The organism is Polynucleobacter victoriensis, from assembly GCF_900187875.1.
GTDB lineage: Bacteria > Pseudomonadota > Gammaproteobacteria > Burkholderiales > Burkholderiaceae > Polynucleobacter > Polynucleobacter victoriensis.
Map to the genome: position 1 here is coordinate 379,070 of NZ_FYEX01000002.1, position 14,584 is coordinate 393,653.

The 14,584-nt window shown below is 42.3% G+C and carries 18 protein-coding genes; 8 read left to right on the forward strand and 10 right to left on the reverse strand.

Going from position 1 to position 14,584, the window contains the following annotated elements:
- Positions 1-2 precede the first annotated feature (2 nt).
- On the reverse strand, positions 3-536 hold the full coding sequence (ppa, locus tag CFR83_RS08245; RefSeq protein ID WP_088813578.1) for an inorganic diphosphatase: 534 nt from the start codon (positions 534-536) through the stop codon (positions 3-5).
- 244 nt (positions 537-780) lie between these two features.
- On the opposite strand from ppa, the gene CFR83_RS08250 reads away from it, so the two are divergent.
- Positions 781-2,169 carry a DEAD/DEAH box helicase gene (locus CFR83_RS08250; protein WP_423808383.1) on the forward strand — a complete coding sequence of 463 codons (1,389 nt, stop codon included), beginning with the start codon at positions 781-783 and terminating at the stop codon, positions 2,167-2,169.
- Positions 2,170-2,673 (forward strand): chorismate--pyruvate lyase family protein, encoded by a 504-nt coding sequence (locus tag CFR83_RS08255; protein WP_088813579.1) that lies wholly within the window; start codon positions 2,170-2,172, stop codon positions 2,671-2,673.
- Between the two features lie 84 nt (positions 2,674-2,757).
- Here CFR83_RS08255 and CFR83_RS08470 read toward each other — a convergent pair whose 3' ends face one another.
- Complete coding sequence (locus CFR83_RS08470; RefSeq protein ID WP_279304994.1) at positions 2,758-2,892, reverse strand: hypothetical protein; 135 nt, start codon at positions 2,890-2,892, stop codon at positions 2,758-2,760.
- A gap of 58 nt (positions 2,893-2,950) precedes the next feature.
- Positions 2,951-3,805: an NAD(P)H-hydrate dehydratase gene (locus tag CFR83_RS08260; protein WP_088813580.1), complete on the reverse strand. Its 855-nt coding sequence runs from the start codon at positions 3,803-3,805 to the stop codon at positions 2,951-2,953.
- 53 nt (positions 3,806-3,858) lie between these two features.
- Between CFR83_RS08260 and CFR83_RS08265 the strand changes: the two genes are divergently transcribed.
- Entirely contained in the window at positions 3,859-4,512 is a 654-nt protein-coding gene (locus tag CFR83_RS08265) for a glutathione S-transferase family protein (protein WP_088813581.1), read from the forward strand.
- Between the two features lie 56 nt (positions 4,513-4,568).
- Here the strand turns inward: CFR83_RS08265 and CFR83_RS08270 are convergent, their stop codons facing one another.
- Positions 4,569-6,803: a heavy metal translocating P-type ATPase gene (locus CFR83_RS08270; RefSeq protein ID WP_088813582.1), complete on the reverse strand. Its 2,235-nt coding sequence runs from the start codon at positions 6,801-6,803 to the stop codon at positions 4,569-4,571.
- 81 nt (positions 6,804-6,884) lie between these two features.
- Here CFR83_RS08270 and CFR83_RS08275 point away from each other — a divergent pair, with 81 nt between their 5' ends.
- Genes CFR83_RS08275 through CFR83_RS08285 form a run of 3 tightly spaced genes read left to right on the forward strand, consistent with a single transcriptional unit; the run spans position 6,885 to position 8,307 of the window.
- Positions 6,885-7,088, forward strand: a complete 204-nt coding sequence (locus CFR83_RS08275; protein WP_088813583.1) for a heavy-metal-associated domain-containing protein — start codon at positions 6,885-6,887, stop codon at positions 7,086-7,088.
- A gap of 9 nt (positions 7,089-7,097) precedes the next feature.
- The gene (locus CFR83_RS08280; RefSeq protein ID WP_088813584.1) at positions 7,098-7,763 is read left to right on the forward strand and encodes a site-2 protease family protein; all 666 of its coding nucleotides are present in this window, start codon (positions 7,098-7,100) and stop codon (positions 7,761-7,763) included.
- Position 7,764: 1 nt separating this feature from the next.
- Positions 7,765-8,307 (forward strand): lipocalin family protein, encoded by a 543-nt coding sequence (locus tag CFR83_RS08285; protein ID WP_088813585.1) that lies wholly within the window; start codon positions 7,765-7,767, stop codon positions 8,305-8,307.
- Positions 8,308-8,340: 33 nt separating this feature from the next.
- Here the strand turns inward: CFR83_RS08285 and CFR83_RS08290 are convergent, their stop codons facing one another.
- Both CFR83_RS08290 and CFR83_RS08295 read right to left on the reverse strand, forming a co-directional pair.
- Positions 8,341-8,649 (reverse strand): hypothetical protein, encoded by a 309-nt coding sequence (locus CFR83_RS08290; protein WP_088813586.1) that lies wholly within the window; start codon positions 8,647-8,649, stop codon positions 8,341-8,343.
- Positions 8,650-8,729: 80 nt separating this feature from the next.
- Positions 8,730-9,320, reverse strand: a complete 591-nt coding sequence (locus CFR83_RS08295; RefSeq protein ID WP_088813587.1) for a phasin family protein — start codon at positions 9,318-9,320, stop codon at positions 8,730-8,732.
- Positions 9,321-9,463: 143 nt separating this feature from the next.
- Between CFR83_RS08295 and CFR83_RS08300 the strand changes: the two genes are divergently transcribed.
- On the forward strand, positions 9,464-10,888 hold the full coding sequence (locus CFR83_RS08300) for a high affinity choline transporter 1 (protein WP_088813588.1): 1,425 nt from the start codon (positions 9,464-9,466) through the stop codon (positions 10,886-10,888).
- 61 nt (positions 10,889-10,949) lie between these two features.
- Here CFR83_RS08300 and CFR83_RS08305 read toward each other — a convergent pair whose 3' ends face one another.
- From CFR83_RS08305 to CFR83_RS08320, 4 genes are read right to left on the reverse strand one after another with little or no spacing between them, the layout of a single operon-like run.
- Positions 10,950-11,615: an amino acid ABC transporter permease gene (locus CFR83_RS08305; RefSeq protein ID WP_088813589.1), complete on the reverse strand. Its 666-nt coding sequence runs from the start codon at positions 11,613-11,615 to the stop codon at positions 10,950-10,952.
- Complete coding sequence (locus tag CFR83_RS08310; protein WP_088813590.1) at positions 11,615-12,343, reverse strand: amino acid ABC transporter ATP-binding protein; 729 nt, start codon at positions 12,341-12,343, stop codon at positions 11,615-11,617. The genes CFR83_RS08305 and CFR83_RS08310 overlap by 1 nt, the downstream gene beginning before the upstream one ends.
- A gap of 34 nt (positions 12,344-12,377) precedes the next feature.
- On the reverse strand, positions 12,378-13,031 hold the full coding sequence (locus CFR83_RS08315; RefSeq protein WP_088813591.1) for an amino acid ABC transporter permease: 654 nt from the start codon (positions 13,029-13,031) through the stop codon (positions 12,378-12,380).
- A 35-nt stretch (positions 13,032-13,066) separates the two neighbouring features.
- Positions 13,067-13,819: a transporter substrate-binding domain-containing protein gene (locus CFR83_RS08320; protein WP_088813592.1), complete on the reverse strand. Its 753-nt coding sequence runs from the start codon at positions 13,817-13,819 to the stop codon at positions 13,067-13,069.
- 301 nt (positions 13,820-14,120) lie between these two features.
- Here CFR83_RS08320 and CFR83_RS08325 point away from each other — a divergent pair, with 301 nt between their 5' ends.
- Positions 14,121-14,516 (forward strand): SsrA-binding protein, encoded by a 396-nt coding sequence (locus CFR83_RS08325; RefSeq protein ID WP_088813593.1) that lies wholly within the window; start codon positions 14,121-14,123, stop codon positions 14,514-14,516.
- Positions 14,517-14,584 lie beyond the last annotated feature (68 nt).

Genomic DNA, 14,584 nt, shown 5'->3' on the forward strand with positions numbered 1-14,584 from the left:
AATTACTTAGTCTTGTTGTAACGCTCTACGCTGTCCAAAATTTCTTTCTTGGCAGCATCAATACCGTCCCAACCCTTAACCTTCACCCACTTACCTTTTTCTAGGTCTTTGTAGTGCTCAAAGAAGTGCTGAATTTGTTGAGTAACCAATGGGTTCAAATCTTCCATTTTTTGAATATTTGCATACATTGGCAAGATTTTTTCTGTTGGTACAGCCAATAACTTCGCATCGCCACCAGACTCATCGTCCATATGTAATACACCTAAAGCACGGCAAGTAATCACAACGCCTGGTGGAATTGGGAATGGAGTCAAAACTAAAACGTCAGCAGGATCTCCGTCTTCTGACAATGTTTGTGGGATGTAACCATAGTTACATGGGTAGTGCATTGCTGTACCCATAAAACGGTCCACGAATACTGCGCCAGATTCCTTGTCTACTTCATACTTAACAGGGTCTGAATTCATAGGAATTTCAATGATCACATTGAACTGATCAGGGATCTTAGAACCAGGTTGAACGTTGTTTAAGCTCATTTTCTCTCCATGCAATACGTTTGAATTGGGGCAAATCTTAGCAAAGCAAACCCTCAGTTCCCTGACGGCTTATTTATGCAGTGCAGCAAATAATGTGAAAGTATGGCATAATCCGTCTTGTAGTATGAAACATCGCCCCCAGCCATTGTTCTGAAGTTAAGAACTGCATGCCTTTTTGTTTGTCTGTTGGTCGATGCCTTAATTGACCAAACCACAGAAAGGACATCCCTCTCAAGGGATGTGCATGACTATGACTATTAGTTTTAAAGAACTGGGCTTAGCCCAACCCCTACTTCAAGCCACTGAAGCGCTTGGCTATACACACGCCACTCCAGTACAAGAAAAAGTAATTCCAGCTGCCCTATCTGGTGGCGACTGGATGGTAAGCAGCCAAACAGGTAGCGGCAAAACAGCTGCATTCTTGTTACCTTTATTAAATCAATTGATGGCTGCCAATCCAAATGGCAAACCTGTACCAGGTCGTGCAGAACCACAAGTGTTGGTGCTATGCCCAACACGTGAGCTTGCACAACAAGTTAGTGCAGACGCTATCAATTTAGTTAAATTTTCTCGCGGTATTCGCATTGCGACCATCATGGGTGGCATGCCTTATGGCAAACAAATTTCTCAGATCAAGGGTGCCAACCTAGTGGTTGCTACACCTGGTCGTTTACTTGACTTAAGCAACAGCCGCGCAATTCGCTTAGACAAAGTGAAATGCTTGATTGTTGACGAAGCAGATCGTATGTTAGATCTTGGTTTCCAAGACGATATCGAAGCGATTCATGAGCTAAGCTCACAACGCAATCAAACTTTGATGTTCTCTGCAACTTTTGCACCACGCATCATGCAGTTGGCTACAAGCCTTATGAATAATCCTGGTCGCATTGAATTAGCAAGTGCTCAAGATAAACATGAAAACATTGCTCAAACATTGCACTGGGCTGATAGCGTTGCACACAAGCACAAGCTATTAAGCCACTGGTTATCAGATCCAACGCTAGAACAAGCCGTTGTGTTTGCTAGCACTCAAGTAGACAGTGAAACAATTGCCGACTCATTGCGCGCCGACGGCCACGAAGCGACAGCTCTTCATGGCGCTATGCCACAAGCAGTGCGTAACCGTCGTTTACAGTCTTTGCGCAAAGGTCAAACTCGTATTTTGGTAGCTACTGATGTGGCTGCTCGCGGTATTGACGTGCCAACGATTACTCACGTGATTAACTTTGGCTTACCTATGAAAGCCGAAGACTATGTTCACCGCATTGGTCGTACAGGTCGCGCAGGTCGCAGTGGTGTAGCGATTACTTTGGCTGAACACCGTGATCGCTCTAAGATCCGTGCTATTGAACAGTACACGCAACAGCCCCTACAAGCTGAAGTGATTCCTGGTCTTGAGCCACAAGAAAAATCACGCAAACCATCACACCGTCCTGGTTCAGGTCGCCCTGGTCGCTCTTATGGTGGTAAAGGTGCAAGCAATGCATCTAACCGTCAAGGCGAAGGCAAAACCTTCAAACAAAATCACTTTGCTAAACCAAGTGGTCCTAAGTTTGGTGGTTCAGGCAAACCTTCTTCAGGCCCTAAGTTTGGTGGCGGTAAATCATCAGGTCATAAGCGCTCATTTGCGTAAATGAAAAAACTTCGCCAGTCTTGGGTGAATCTTGATCACGTGGCACTGCACGCAGTGCCACAGATCTGGCAAGACTGGTTAAGTGATGCAGGCTCTCTAACTCAACTGATTGCCAACAAAACTCAATCACCTGTTAGCGTAGAAGTCTTAAGCGATCGCAATCAAAATCTTCTAAATGATGAGGCTTTGTTATTTAATAAGCCCATCAATCATTGCCGTATCCGCGAAGTGTATTTGTGCGTGAATGACGTCCCCGTTGTTTTTGCTCGCAGCATTTTGCCGACCAGTAGCTCTACTGGTATTAATCGTGACGTATTGCAATTAGGTAGCAAGCCCTTAGGCGAAGTGCTATTTAAAAAAGGTAAGGCGCCCATTTTGTTGCGCCAAATTACAGAAGTGCCTGGCTTAGGCTGGGGAAGAAGAAGTCTCTATCAATTAAGAGGTCACCCAATTCTGATCAGTGAATTCTTTTTGCCAGAATTGTTAGCTCAAATTAAATCTTGATTTAATAGATGGTCAGTTGATTGACTGCTATAGATAATAAAAAAGCTGCCTAGGCAGCTTTTTTATTGAAACTTTTGTTATTAATTACAAAACGTAACCAATATGTGCAGCAGCTAATGCGAACAAAATCGCCAAGCAAGTAGCGCCTGCCAACATCACGATCATAGTGATGATTTTCTTGTTAATTTCTTCTTTACTTTCGCTATGCCATTCGTTCATTACAAGCTCCCTCATCAAAAATTAGGCTATGACCCGTATTATCCATGAAAAATGAGCATTATTTGATATTTATCAAATTTCGTACCTCAAGGAGTACCTCCGAGGGTGTCAGGCCAATTGGACCAACCCCTTGATTTAGAAGGTTATCGGCGGCAACTGAATGCAATTCAACGGCAAGACAAGCAGCCTCATAGGCGTTCAGACCATGTCTAATACCCTGGGCAAGAATCGCTGAAGTAACACCTGTTAGCACATCACCCATGCCACCAACCCCCATGCCTGGATTTCCCCTAAGGCAAACCTGCATTGATTGCTCTGGCGCGTGCAGGAGAGTGTGCTGTCCCTTTAGAACAACTATTGAACCTGTTAGATCAACTAGTTTTTGAATCGCTAACTCACGGTTACTCTGAATTTGTTCTGTTGTTTCTTTAAGTAGATTGGCCGCTTCACCAGGGTGAGGTGTTAATACAGTACTTAATGATGATCTAGCTTTTAATTGACTGAGTAGGTGTGGATTAGTCGCAATGAGATTCAAAGCATCTGCATCGATCACTAGCAAAGCACTTGATTGCAAGGCCTCTGATAACAGCTGCTTTACTAAATTTCCTTGACCCAAGCCTGGCCCAATCGCAATGACATCAGGATGAATTTGCGCAACATCTCCTACTTGCGCAACTCGGAGCATTAACTCTGGTTGATCTGAGAGTACTGAGATAGCACGCTCATCCACAAAATCAAGAATGACCCAACCAGCTCCAGCATGCAAAGCAGCCCTACCAGCCAACAATATGGCTCCTGCCATACCTGGCGCACCGCCAATCATTAACACCTTCCCTGCATGCCCTTTGTGTTCATGGGCCTGCCTTTCTAGACGGGGAATTAGATGAAACGTATTGAGTGTTTGAGCAGTCATGAAAATTGGCTAAAAAGTCTATACTCAAGGTTACAACAAAAAAGGAGACTTGAATGAATTTACATCTGTATTACTGCCCTGGTACATGCTCGTTTGTTCCTCACGTTGCATTAGAGCTTGTTAAAGAAAGCTCTGGTCAAAATTTTGACGGCACTGTGATTAATCTAAAAAATGGGGAACACTTAAAACCAGAATACAAAGCCATCAATCCCAGAGGTCAAGTTCCTGCATTGATTGTGGATGGCAAGTTAATCACTCAGGTGATGGCCATCACGGGCTTTTTGCATGACTCTTTTCCAAAAGCACAAATTTTTCCTACAGACGCCATGGCAAAAGCTCAGGCTGTTTCAATCTTGGCTTGGATGAATAACACCGTTCACCCAACCTTTACAAGAGTGTTTAGGTCAGAACGCTTTGGTGATGAGGCTGGCAAAGCAGGCGTTAAGGCCATGGCATTAGAGGCATTCAAAGGCTACTTAGCAGAAATTGATGGCTTAGTATCTCAAGGTCAAACATATATTTGTGGCGATCAATTAACTCCTGCCGATATTTACGCCATTGCATTCATACGTTGGGGCGGTTTGGCTGGCATTAATCCAGCTAACTATCCTAATTACCAAGCGTATGTATCTCGTATTGCTGCACTACCGGTTGTAGAGCGCATCATGAAAAAAGAAGGTATTAACTTAAATACTTTTGCTGGTTAATTACAAATCTTTAGACACCTACTCATTAATAGTTACTGAAAAGTATTCATGAACTATTAATGAGTAGGCCTAGTCCATTTTTTCAGCAATAAGGCATTAGTTATCACACTCACACTAGATGCAGCCATTGCTGCACCAGCCAACATCGGCGTCAAATAACCCATGGCAGCCAGTGGAATACCAATTAAGTTGTAAAAGAAAGCCCAAAATAGGTTTTGTTTAATTTTTTGCCAAGTCTTTTTAGAGATCTCAATTGCATCAGGTATTAAACCTGGGTCACCCCGCATTAAAGTAATTCCTGCAGCATGAATGGCAATATCTGTTCCCGTAGATACAGCAATACCCACATCAGAGGCTGCCAATGCTGGAGCATCGTTTACTCCATCGCCCACCATGGCAATCAAACCATTCTTAGTTTGTAGTTTTAGCGATTTAATCAAATCAGCTTTTTCTCCAGGCATCACTTGTGCGTAAACATGATCAATACCAATTTTTTTAGCAATCAAATCAGCCACCAAATGATTGTCCCCAGAGATCATGACTGTTTTAATATCCATGGCTCGTAGGCGTGCCATGACTTCCGCCACGCCCGGCTTTAACTCATCACCAAATGCAATCACTGCTAAAACCGATTGATTAGTCTGATCAATCAAACAAGAAACACTGCGACCTTGATTAAGCTCATTGATGGCAAGCAAGTCTGCTTTTTCAAACTCGTTGCCCGCTAGTGCATTTTTTAGAGCATGATGACTGATCAATGCAATCGTCTTATTTTGATAAGAGCCAGAGAGACACTGTCCTTCAATGCCCTGCCCCACTTTTGCAGTAATGCCAGTGAAATCGATAGGTCTGATATTTTTTTCTTTTGCAAAATCAATAACTGCTTTAGCCAAAGGATGCTCGCTGCCCAATTGCAAACCCAGTGCAAGCGCATACAAGTCTTCATCTGGCACATTCGTTAGATTATGAAAACTCATGACTTTGGGCTTACCCACAGTTAAGGTGCCGGTTTTATCAAATGCAATCACATTTAGTTGGTGCGCCAACTCCAATGCTTGAGCATCCTTAATCAAGATGCCATGCTTAGCTGCCACACCTGTACCCGCCATGATGGCCGCTGGGGTTGCCAAGCCCAAAGCACAAGGACAAGCAATCACTAAGATCGCGACTGAATACAGCAAAGCATTTTCAAATTCGTGAAACACCAAATATTGCGTTCCAAAATTAATCAATGCTATTGCAATCACCGCTGGCACAAACCAAGAACTCACTTGATCCACTAGTCGCTGAATGGGAGCCTTTTTAGCTTGCGCATCTTCAACCATGCGAATCATCTTTGCCAAAGTGCTTTCTTCGCCCACATCTGTTGCTTGAATAATCAAACGTCCAGATCCATTCATGGAACCACCGGTTACTTTGGAGCCAACTTGCTTATCCACTAGATGGGTCTCACCTGTTAACATCGATTCATCAAGCTCACTGGCGCCATCCAATACAAGCCCATCAACCGGTATGCGCTCACCAGGTAAAACAACTATCCAATCACCAGGCAATATCTGCGCAATAGGCAACTCTTTGTAGTCTAAATTTTTAAGGTCTCTCGTTGCCAATAGCTTGGCTTGATTAGGCCATAAAGCCTGTAGAGCACTAATGGCTTCTGTGGTCTCTTTCTTGGCACGTGCCTCCAACCACTTACCCAACATCACCAAAGAAATCACCACCGATGAACTCTCAAAATAAAGTTCGTGATGGGTATGTCCAAAATCGGATAGATACCACTGATAAATACTTAAGCCGTAAGCAGCGCTGGTTCCAATGGCCACCAATAAATCCATATTGCCCGAGCCCATGCGCAGACCTTTAAATCCAGCAACATAAAAACGAGAACCCAAAATAAATTGCACGGGTGTGGTTAGTAAGAACTGCAGCCAGGCTGGCAACACCCAATGAATGCCCAACGGCATTAATAACATGGGAAGCATCAACGGAAACGACAAGCCAATCGCTAAAGCCACTGCGTAAGGGCCATGCAGATCAAAAATACTTTTTTGTTTTTGTTGAACGTTCTGATGATTAACAGGACTTGCTTCAAATCCTGCTTTTTCAATTGCCGCAATTAAATGAGGCACCAACTCGTCTGATGATTGCTGGGTTCTAATTTGAGCTTTTTCTGTTGCCAAATTAACACTAGCCACATCCACACCATCTACTTTTAATAGAGATTTTTCAACTCTTGCCACACAAGAGGCGCAGGTCATGCCGTCGATTTTTAGAGTGACTAATTGGCTCATACGATTGATAATTAAAGCAGATTCACTATCATCTTAATTGTCCTACGAATCAAGATATAAATCCTTCATAAAAGGTAATAAATGACTATCACTCTAACTGTTAATGGCATGAACTGTGGTCACTGCACACAGACCATTACCAAAGCGATTATGGCGATTGACGCCAAGGCTACGGTAGAAACTGATATACCTAGTAAAACTGTGAAAGTGTCTACCGAAGTAGACCGTGAAAAGATCAGCGCCGCCGTTGTAGATGCTGGCTACGACGTTTTATCGATTGTCTAGTAGACAGCCATGGATATCTCACAAATCATTCAAACCATAGCGATTTACGCTATACCCGTTATATTTGCTATCACCTTGCATGAGGCTGCGCATGGTTATGCAGCCAAGCAATTTGGCGACAATACTGCTTATGCGCTTGGCAGAGTCACACTTAATCCAATCAAGCACATTGACCCCATGGGTACGATTGTTGTACCCCTACTCTTGTACTTTGCAACGTCCGGCAGTTTTCTATTTGGCTACGCCAAACCAGTGCCTGTTAGATTTGGCAATTTAAGACACCCCAAAAAAGATATGGTCTGGGTGGCTCTAGCAGGCCCAGGATCGAATTTGTTTCAAGCTGTAATTTGGGCGATTGCCTATTTATTACTCATTAAATTGGGAACCAGTGAACGATTTTTATTAGGCATGTGCCAAGCGGGTGTTTTAGCCAACGTGGTGATGTTTATTTTTAATCTGTTCCCATTGCCACCACTCGATGGCGGTCGAATTTTGGTGGGTTTACTACCCTGGAAGCAAGCTGCGATGGTTTCTAGAATCGAGCCATGGGGCTTTTATATCGTCTTAGCATTAGTCCTTACTCACACCATCAATAGTTTGTGGATGGACCCAATGATGTCTCTAACGTATTGGTTTTTAGATACGGTGTTAATACCTTTTCGGATAATTTTTTAAGATGAATCGTCTTCTAACAATTTTGCTTGTTTCCACAAGCAGTCTTTTAATCAGCGGTTGTCTCAATCAACCTGTTTACAGGCAAACAAGCACGCCCCTACAAACAGTTAGCTCTGTTGATTTAAATAAATACTTAGGCAAGTGGTATGAAATCTACCGCTTACCCAATTGGTTTGAAGATGATGACTGTGTGACTGTCACCGCTGAATATGGTTTGCGTGACGATGGTGGCGTGAGTGTTTTAAATACCTGCCACAAAGCATCCAAAAAAGAGGAAGCCAAGGGAATCGCCAAAATTGTTGAAGGATCCAATAACTCAAAACTCAGGGTTTCATTTTTTAGGCCTTTTTATGGCGACTATTGGATTTTAGATTTAGCCAGTGATTATTCTTGGGTGCTAATTGGTGAGCCTGCTGGCAAGTACTTTTGGATATTAGCTAGAGATAAAAAGTTATCTCCTGAGCTAGAAGAGTCTTTGCTAGTCAAAGCGGAAAAGTTAGGTTACTTAAGAAAAGATTTGGTTAAACCAAGCAACCAATTGTGAAATTCAAATTTAGTTTGAATATAAGCTTGAATGCTATTGGCGCGCCAATGTGTCTTTACTAGTGCGCTCTTGTCCGTCGGCAAATAATTTATAGCAAAGACCTGCGCCCGTTTGATTTTTGACTTTTTTGGCATCCTCTTGCATCTTGTACATGGTATTAAAGCAATCCATGCGAGACTCAAACTGGTAGGTCTTAATTTCTGATGGCTTGTTATTTTTTAGAAGCGTGAACTCCAGCGTCCAATGTGTGTCGCCCTGCTGTATGACCACTTTTTCTGAAGGCGTAGAACATCCAATCACCAAAACTGTTGAAATCAATATTCCTAGATATTTAATGTTCATGGATGGATTAATGACTGATTGGTATTGGTTAATAGGGCATAAAAAAAGGATATGTCTGTGACATATCCTTTTTACACCAATTAACGGCGACGCGATGTTTTTCTAGCAGCCTTTTTGGCGGGCGCTTTTTTTGCTACCGGCGCAGCTTTTTTAGCGCCAGGCTGTTTCACCATTTTTTCTAAATTTTCGATGCCTTGCTCAGCAGCTTCAGCAGCTTGCTTAGCCATTTTGCGACCTTCTTTCATGACCTTGTCGCCTGCAGCAGCAATATCTCTCACCACGTCCGTGAACTTATCAGCACCAGCTGGCAAATTTTTGCTTGCTTCTTTTAACCAAGTTTCCATGGCATTACGTGCTTTATTCAGATGCTTTTCTGCTTCATCAGCTGCTTCGTTCTCCATGGCTTTCAAAAGAGCTTTTACTTTCTTTTGATAGGCAACCATGCGGGCACTAGCTTCCTCAGCAAATTGCTCCTGCAGGGCTTTGAGTTTATTGACATCATTAGTAGCAGCTTGCTTGGCATAAGACTTAGCATGCTCCATGCTAGCTTTAATCTCTGTAGCTTGATGCTCGCTAAATTGCTTAGCAGTCTCTAGCAGTTTATGCGACAGTGCAAAAAGCTCTTTTGCACGATCTTTTTGCCATTCCATGAACTCTTTTTGATTTGCCATTTTCTCTCTCCCAACAGGTTGTAGATTTAACTATCCTATACCTAAAAAAATGGCTTGCCAACAGATATAAATCAGGTTTTAGCATTTTTGTCATATTTGATGCCTAGCCCTATAATTCGCCCATTCCTATCAACGAGGTTGAGATGCTTCTCTGGTTTGTGATTGTTTACTGGGTGATCTCTATTGGCATTGGCCTTTGGGCAGCCATGCGGGTCAAAAATACCGCTGACTTTGCCGCAGCGGGTCATAGCTTGCCGATGTACATTGTGACAGCCACGGTATTTGCAACCTGGTTTGGCTCAGAAACTGTATTGGGCGTACCCGCCACCTTCTTAAAAGAAGGTATGGGCGGGATTATTTCCGACCCTTTTGGCTCATCCATGTGCCTGATATTGGTTGGTGTGTTTTTTGCCAAACATCTCTACAACAAGAAGTATTTAACAATTGGTGACTTTTTTAGAGAAAAGTACGGTCGCACAGTAGAGATCATTATTACTTTATGTATCGTAACTTCGTATTTGGGTTGGGTAGCTGCGCAAATCAAAGCACTTGGTTTGGTTTTTAACGTGGTATCCAACGATGGCATGACCCAACAAATGGGTATGTTAATTGGTGCAGCCAGCGTTTTAATTTACACATTATTTGGTGGCATGTGGTCAGTAGCTATTACCGACTTTATTCAGATGATCATCATCGTGATTGGCATGCTGTATATCGGTTTTGAGGTGAGCACTCTGACGGGCGGTGTTGATGTGGTGATTAACCATGCCGCAGCAGCCGGCAAACTAGGCATTTTGCCCGACTTTAACTTACCAGCCATTTTGGGGTTTATTGCTGCTTTGGTGACCATGATGTTGGGATCCATTCCACAACAAGATGTATTCCAAAGAATCACATCCTCTAAAAACGTCACAATTGCGGTAAGAGCCTCGATATTGGGTGGCGTGCTTTACTTTATCTTTGCGTTTATACCGATCTTCTTGGCTTATTCAGCGATGCTGATTAACCCCCAATTAATTGAAAATTACTTGCACAGCGACTCGCAATTAATTTTGCCGAACTTGATCCTGAATCACGCCCCACTCTTTGCGCAGATTATGTTCTTTGGCGCTTTACTGTCAGCGATTAAGAGTTGTGCCAGCGCAACTTTGTTAGCCCCATCCGTCACGTTTGCTGAAAATATTGTGAAAGGCTTGTTCAAACATTTAAGCGACAAGCATTTATTAAAAATCATGCGCATCACTGTGTTGTGCTTCACATGTATCGTGACACTCTTTGCACTAAATTCTGAGCTATCGATTTTTAAGATGGTAGAAAACGCCTACAAAGTGACTTTGGTGGCTGCATTTGTACCATTAGCGTTTGGTGTTTACTGGTCTAGAGCGAATACCTTAGGCGGCCTATTAGCTGTTCTTGGTGGCTTGATTACTTGGATCACTTGTGAAATTTTGTGGCCTGAAGCGGCCATGCCACCTCAGTTAGCAGGTCTGTGCGCCAGCTTAACAGGCATGATTGTTGGCGGTTGTGTGCCAGCATCTATGTTGAAATCAGCCAATCAGAAAATTTGATTGGCTATTTTTTGATTAGCTCTTTTTGATTAGCTCTTTTTGATTAAATCATCGGTTGACTCTAGGCTGGTATAACGTAACGCCTCTCAACAGCTCTAGCTACTAAAACAATAATTGAAACCAGAGCCAAATAAACTAAGGCTGCCAACATATACGCTTTAAAGAATTGGAAATTGGTGGCCGCCAACTCTTGAACACGCGCAAAGAATTCTGTGTACTGAATCAAAAACGCCACAGAACTATCTTTTAAATTACCAATCACTTGATTAGTCAGCGCCGGAATCGACAAACGAATGACTTGCGGCAAGGTAATAAAAATGAAAATTTGCCAAGAATTAAAACCCTGAGCAGTAGCCGCCTCAATTTGAGTTTTATCTAAGCCGTTGTAGGCAGTTTTTAAATAAGCTGCGTTGTACGCTGCCACATTAAATGTAAATCCAATAAATGCCACTGTATAGGGCGATAAACGTACCCCCCATTGCGGCAAGCCGTAATACATCAAGAAAAGTAACACAATCAGCGGCATACCAATAAAGAAAGATATGTACGCATTGATGACATAACGAATGAAACGGTTGCTACTAAGCGTTAAATAAAAAACCACAATGCCCAATAACAATCCAGAAATACTGATTAGTCCAGCCAATTCAATGGTGTTTAACAGGCCCGCCAATATGAGAGGCATCTGCTCAGATAAATCACGCCAAAAGGATGGCCATGAACCCATTACACTTGGCCCTCGCCAAAGAATTTCTGGATAACTGGATCAGCATGTTGACTCAGAACATCAATACGGTCATCCGCTCTAATAACGCCTTTATCCAAGAACATAACTTTTTCGGCAATATTGCTAGCCAAATTTAGATCGTGAGTTACACAAATCATGGTGATGCCCTCACCATGCAATCGATTGATCAAATCTGCAACGTCTCTAGACATCACAGGATCCAATGCTGAAGTTGGCTCATCCATGACCAAGACTGCAGGATCCATAGCTAAAGCACGCGAAATAGCCACACGTTGCTTCTGACCACCCGATAATTGTGCAGGATATTTATCTTGATGAGGCGCCATATCAAAATGAGATAGCTCATGCAGAGCCTTTTCTTTAGCGCTAGCTTCACTCATACCTTTTAATTTACGAAGACCTAGGGTCACATTATCTAAAACAGATAAATGGCTATACAAGGCAAATTGCTGAAAAACGAAACCGATCTGTTGACGTAACTCCCTAACATCCACGTTAGGTCCCAAGACCTCTTTGCCACGAAATAAAATCGAGCCCGATGTTGGCTCTACCAAGCGATTCAAGCAACGCAATAGAGTTGATTTGCCTGAGCCAGAGGCACCCATCAATACTTTAACTTCACCCTCATGGAGATCAAGATTGATGTTTGACAAAACTTTTTGCCCCTCAAACTCTTTAACCAGATCTCTTACCTGAATTAACGCCACTCTAATATCTCACTTAAATAGTAATTTGATTGACTCATACAGAGCCCATCCCAGGAATTTGATACCGCTTACTCAATACTTGAACACCAATCAAACAAATTCTGTAAATAACAAAATACAAAACCCCAACTGCCAAATAGATCTCAATACCACGCAAAGTCGTGGCAGTTAAAGTCATAGCTTGCTTGGTAATTTCTGGAATACCCACGGTGTAAGCAAACGGTGAAAACTTTAAGACTGTTGTGAACTCATTAACCATGCCTGGCACTGAGAATCTGAGCATTTGAGGTAACTCAATATAAAGTAAGACCTGCCACCTGGTCATGCCCATGGCTTTAGCCGCCAAAATTTCAGCAGGGTCAACTGAATTAAACGCCCCACGAAACACTTCAGATAAATATGCGGAAGCTACCAAGCCAAGACTTAAGGCCATAGCTAATAGTGGCGGGCCTTTAAAACCAATACCTGGCAAACCAAAATAAACAATGAATAGCAATACTAAAACCGGTACGCCACGAAAGACATAGGCGTATCCATCAATAAATGAGTTAACCCCTGGGAAATCAAGACGCCTCAGACTAGCCAAAGCCAACCCAACGACCAAGCCTGTTACAGAACAAACCAGTGTCACTAACACTGTGTATGAGACTCCTTGCGCAAGCTGCGCAAGGATGTCATAGAAAGTCACGAGATGATCTTTCTTAAAGTGTCATGGATGAACGTTTACTTCATCCACTTATCTAAAGTAGCTTTTACTTTTTCAGGGCCAATTTCTTTTAGATATTTGTCAAAATCATCACGTAGTTTTGAACCCTTAGCAAAAGCAAAACCTAACTGATCAAAGCCAGTAAATACATAACTACTTTGTACAGGTAGATTCAATTTGTTTTGGTAATTTAAAAATACTGGCTCTTCAATGAATGCCAAATCTAGATTGCCATTTTGAAGATCCGTAATCACCTCAGCATAAGATGGATAAAGCTTTACCTTACTCAAGGTGTAGTAACCCTTTGGTTCTAACTCATTTTTAATGAGATCATCGTAAGCCATGCCACGTGGGTAACCAACGGAGTATTTTTTCAACTGCTTAAGATCAGTAATTTTGATATTTTTATTTTTTAAGCTCACTAAATGCCATGCGTTGTCATAGTATGGCTGTGAAAAGTCCATCACTTCTTTGCGCTTATCAGTAATTGAGATTCCAGAAAATGCCACATCCGCTTGGCCACTAGAAACAGCACCCAACATACCCGCCCAATCATAAGGGGTTACTTTAATCGTGCAACCACGCGCTTGACAGTAGCCTTGGAATAAATCCATATCAACTCCAACGATTTGCCCTTTGTCATCAAACAACATGGGGGGAGATGCAGGAGAAACTGCTACTTTGATTTGTTTTGAATCATCACCTTTTGAACAGGCAACAACACCAAGTGCAAGAACAGCTGAAATTAATACCCAAAGAAAGCGTTTCATGTATGTGCTCCGATTTATTTAAGCCAATGAACCCCAAGAAGGATGTGAAATAAGTATAAGGTATTAAAGCTCAATAAATACTTAAAAAACAAAACCCCCAACATTACTGATGGGGGTTTATAACTACTGGTGGGCCCTCGCGGACTTGAACCGCGGACCAAAGGATTATGAGAACAGAAAACCGGACTTGAACTCCATAAACAGGGTCTCTACAAGCTTCAAATATCGGTGTGTAGTGTTATGTGTAGTGTTTTTATATGGCTAAATTTTCATTTGTTGTGAAATTAAGCTTTTTAACTATATGAAAATCATACACCAATCCAATTATCTCAATTATTCACAAGTTAGTAAGCCCATCTTTGTTCCGATCCCAAATATACAAACCAAAGAATCAACATCAGATCTTATTTACTTAAGAGATGGTGAAGTGGTTTTATATAAAAGACCTGATAGCTCTGTTTGGCAAGTGCGCTTCAAGCTATTTGACCGAAAGTGGCACTGCTATTCCACAAGGCATAACAATCTTGAATATGCTAAGCGGTCTGCCAGTGAAATGTACGATGAAATTCGATTTAAAGAAAAGATGGGGCTAGGTCGCGGTAAGAAGCAACACGATAAACGCGAAGCCTCGAAAGACAGAGACTGGCAAATAGAAAAAGCCCGAATTATACGTTCGGGCTCCAAGATAGCGGACTAACGTAGTCCGCTTTTTTATTGCTGTTGTTTTGTTACTTAGCCAATAAAGTCCAAGTATCCACAACGCTA

Coding starts and splice junctions, on each gene's coding strand:
- CFR83_RS08265 (WP_088813581.1), top strand. CDS start 3,859: ATGAATTTACATCTGTATTACTGCCCTGGTACATGCTCGTTTGTTCCT.
- CFR83_RS08255 (WP_088813579.1), top strand. CDS start 2,170: ATGAAAAAACTTCGCCAGTCTTGGGTGAATCTTGATCACGTGGCACTG.
- CFR83_RS08325 (WP_088813593.1), top strand. CDS start 14,121: ATGAAAATCATACACCAATCCAATTATCTCAATTATTCACAAGTTAGT.
- CFR83_RS08295 (WP_088813587.1), bottom strand. CDS start 9,320: ATGGCAAATCAAAAAGAGTTCATGGAATGGCAAAAAGATCGTGCAAAA.
- ppa (WP_088813578.1), bottom strand. CDS start 536: ATGAGCTTAAACAACGTTCAACCTGGTTCTAAGATCCCTGATCAGTTC.
- CFR83_RS08260 (WP_088813580.1), bottom strand. CDS start 3,805: ATGACTGCTCAAACACTCAATACGTTTCATCTAATTCCCCGTCTAGAA.
- CFR83_RS08290 (WP_088813586.1), bottom strand. CDS start 8,649: ATGAACATTAAATATCTAGGAATATTGATTTCAACAGTTTTGGTGATT.
- CFR83_RS08320 (WP_088813592.1), bottom strand. CDS start 13,819: ATGAAACGCTTTCTTTGGGTATTAATTTCAGCTGTTCTTGCACTTGGT.
- CFR83_RS08285 (WP_088813585.1), top strand. CDS start 7,765: ATGAATCGTCTTCTAACAATTTTGCTTGTTTCCACAAGCAGTCTTTTA.
- CFR83_RS08305 (WP_088813589.1), bottom strand. CDS start 11,615: ATGGGTTCATGGCCATCCTTTTGGCGTGATTTATCTGAGCAGATGCCT.
- CFR83_RS08280 (WP_088813584.1), top strand. CDS start 7,098: ATGGATATCTCACAAATCATTCAAACCATAGCGATTTACGCTATACCC.
- CFR83_RS08250 (WP_423808383.1), top strand. CDS start 781: ATGACTATGACTATTAGTTTTAAAGAACTGGGCTTAGCCCAACCCCTA.
- CFR83_RS08270 (WP_088813582.1), bottom strand. CDS start 6,803: ATGAGCCAATTAGTCACTCTAAAAATCGACGGCATGACCTGCGCCTCT.
- CFR83_RS08470 (WP_279304994.1), bottom strand. CDS start 2,892: ATGAACGAATGGCATAGCGAAAGTAAAGAAGAAATTAACAAGAAAATC.
- CFR83_RS08300 (WP_088813588.1), top strand. CDS start 9,464: ATGCTTCTCTGGTTTGTGATTGTTTACTGGGTGATCTCTATTGGCATT.
- CFR83_RS08275 (WP_088813583.1), top strand. CDS start 6,885: ATGACTATCACTCTAACTGTTAATGGCATGAACTGTGGTCACTGCACA.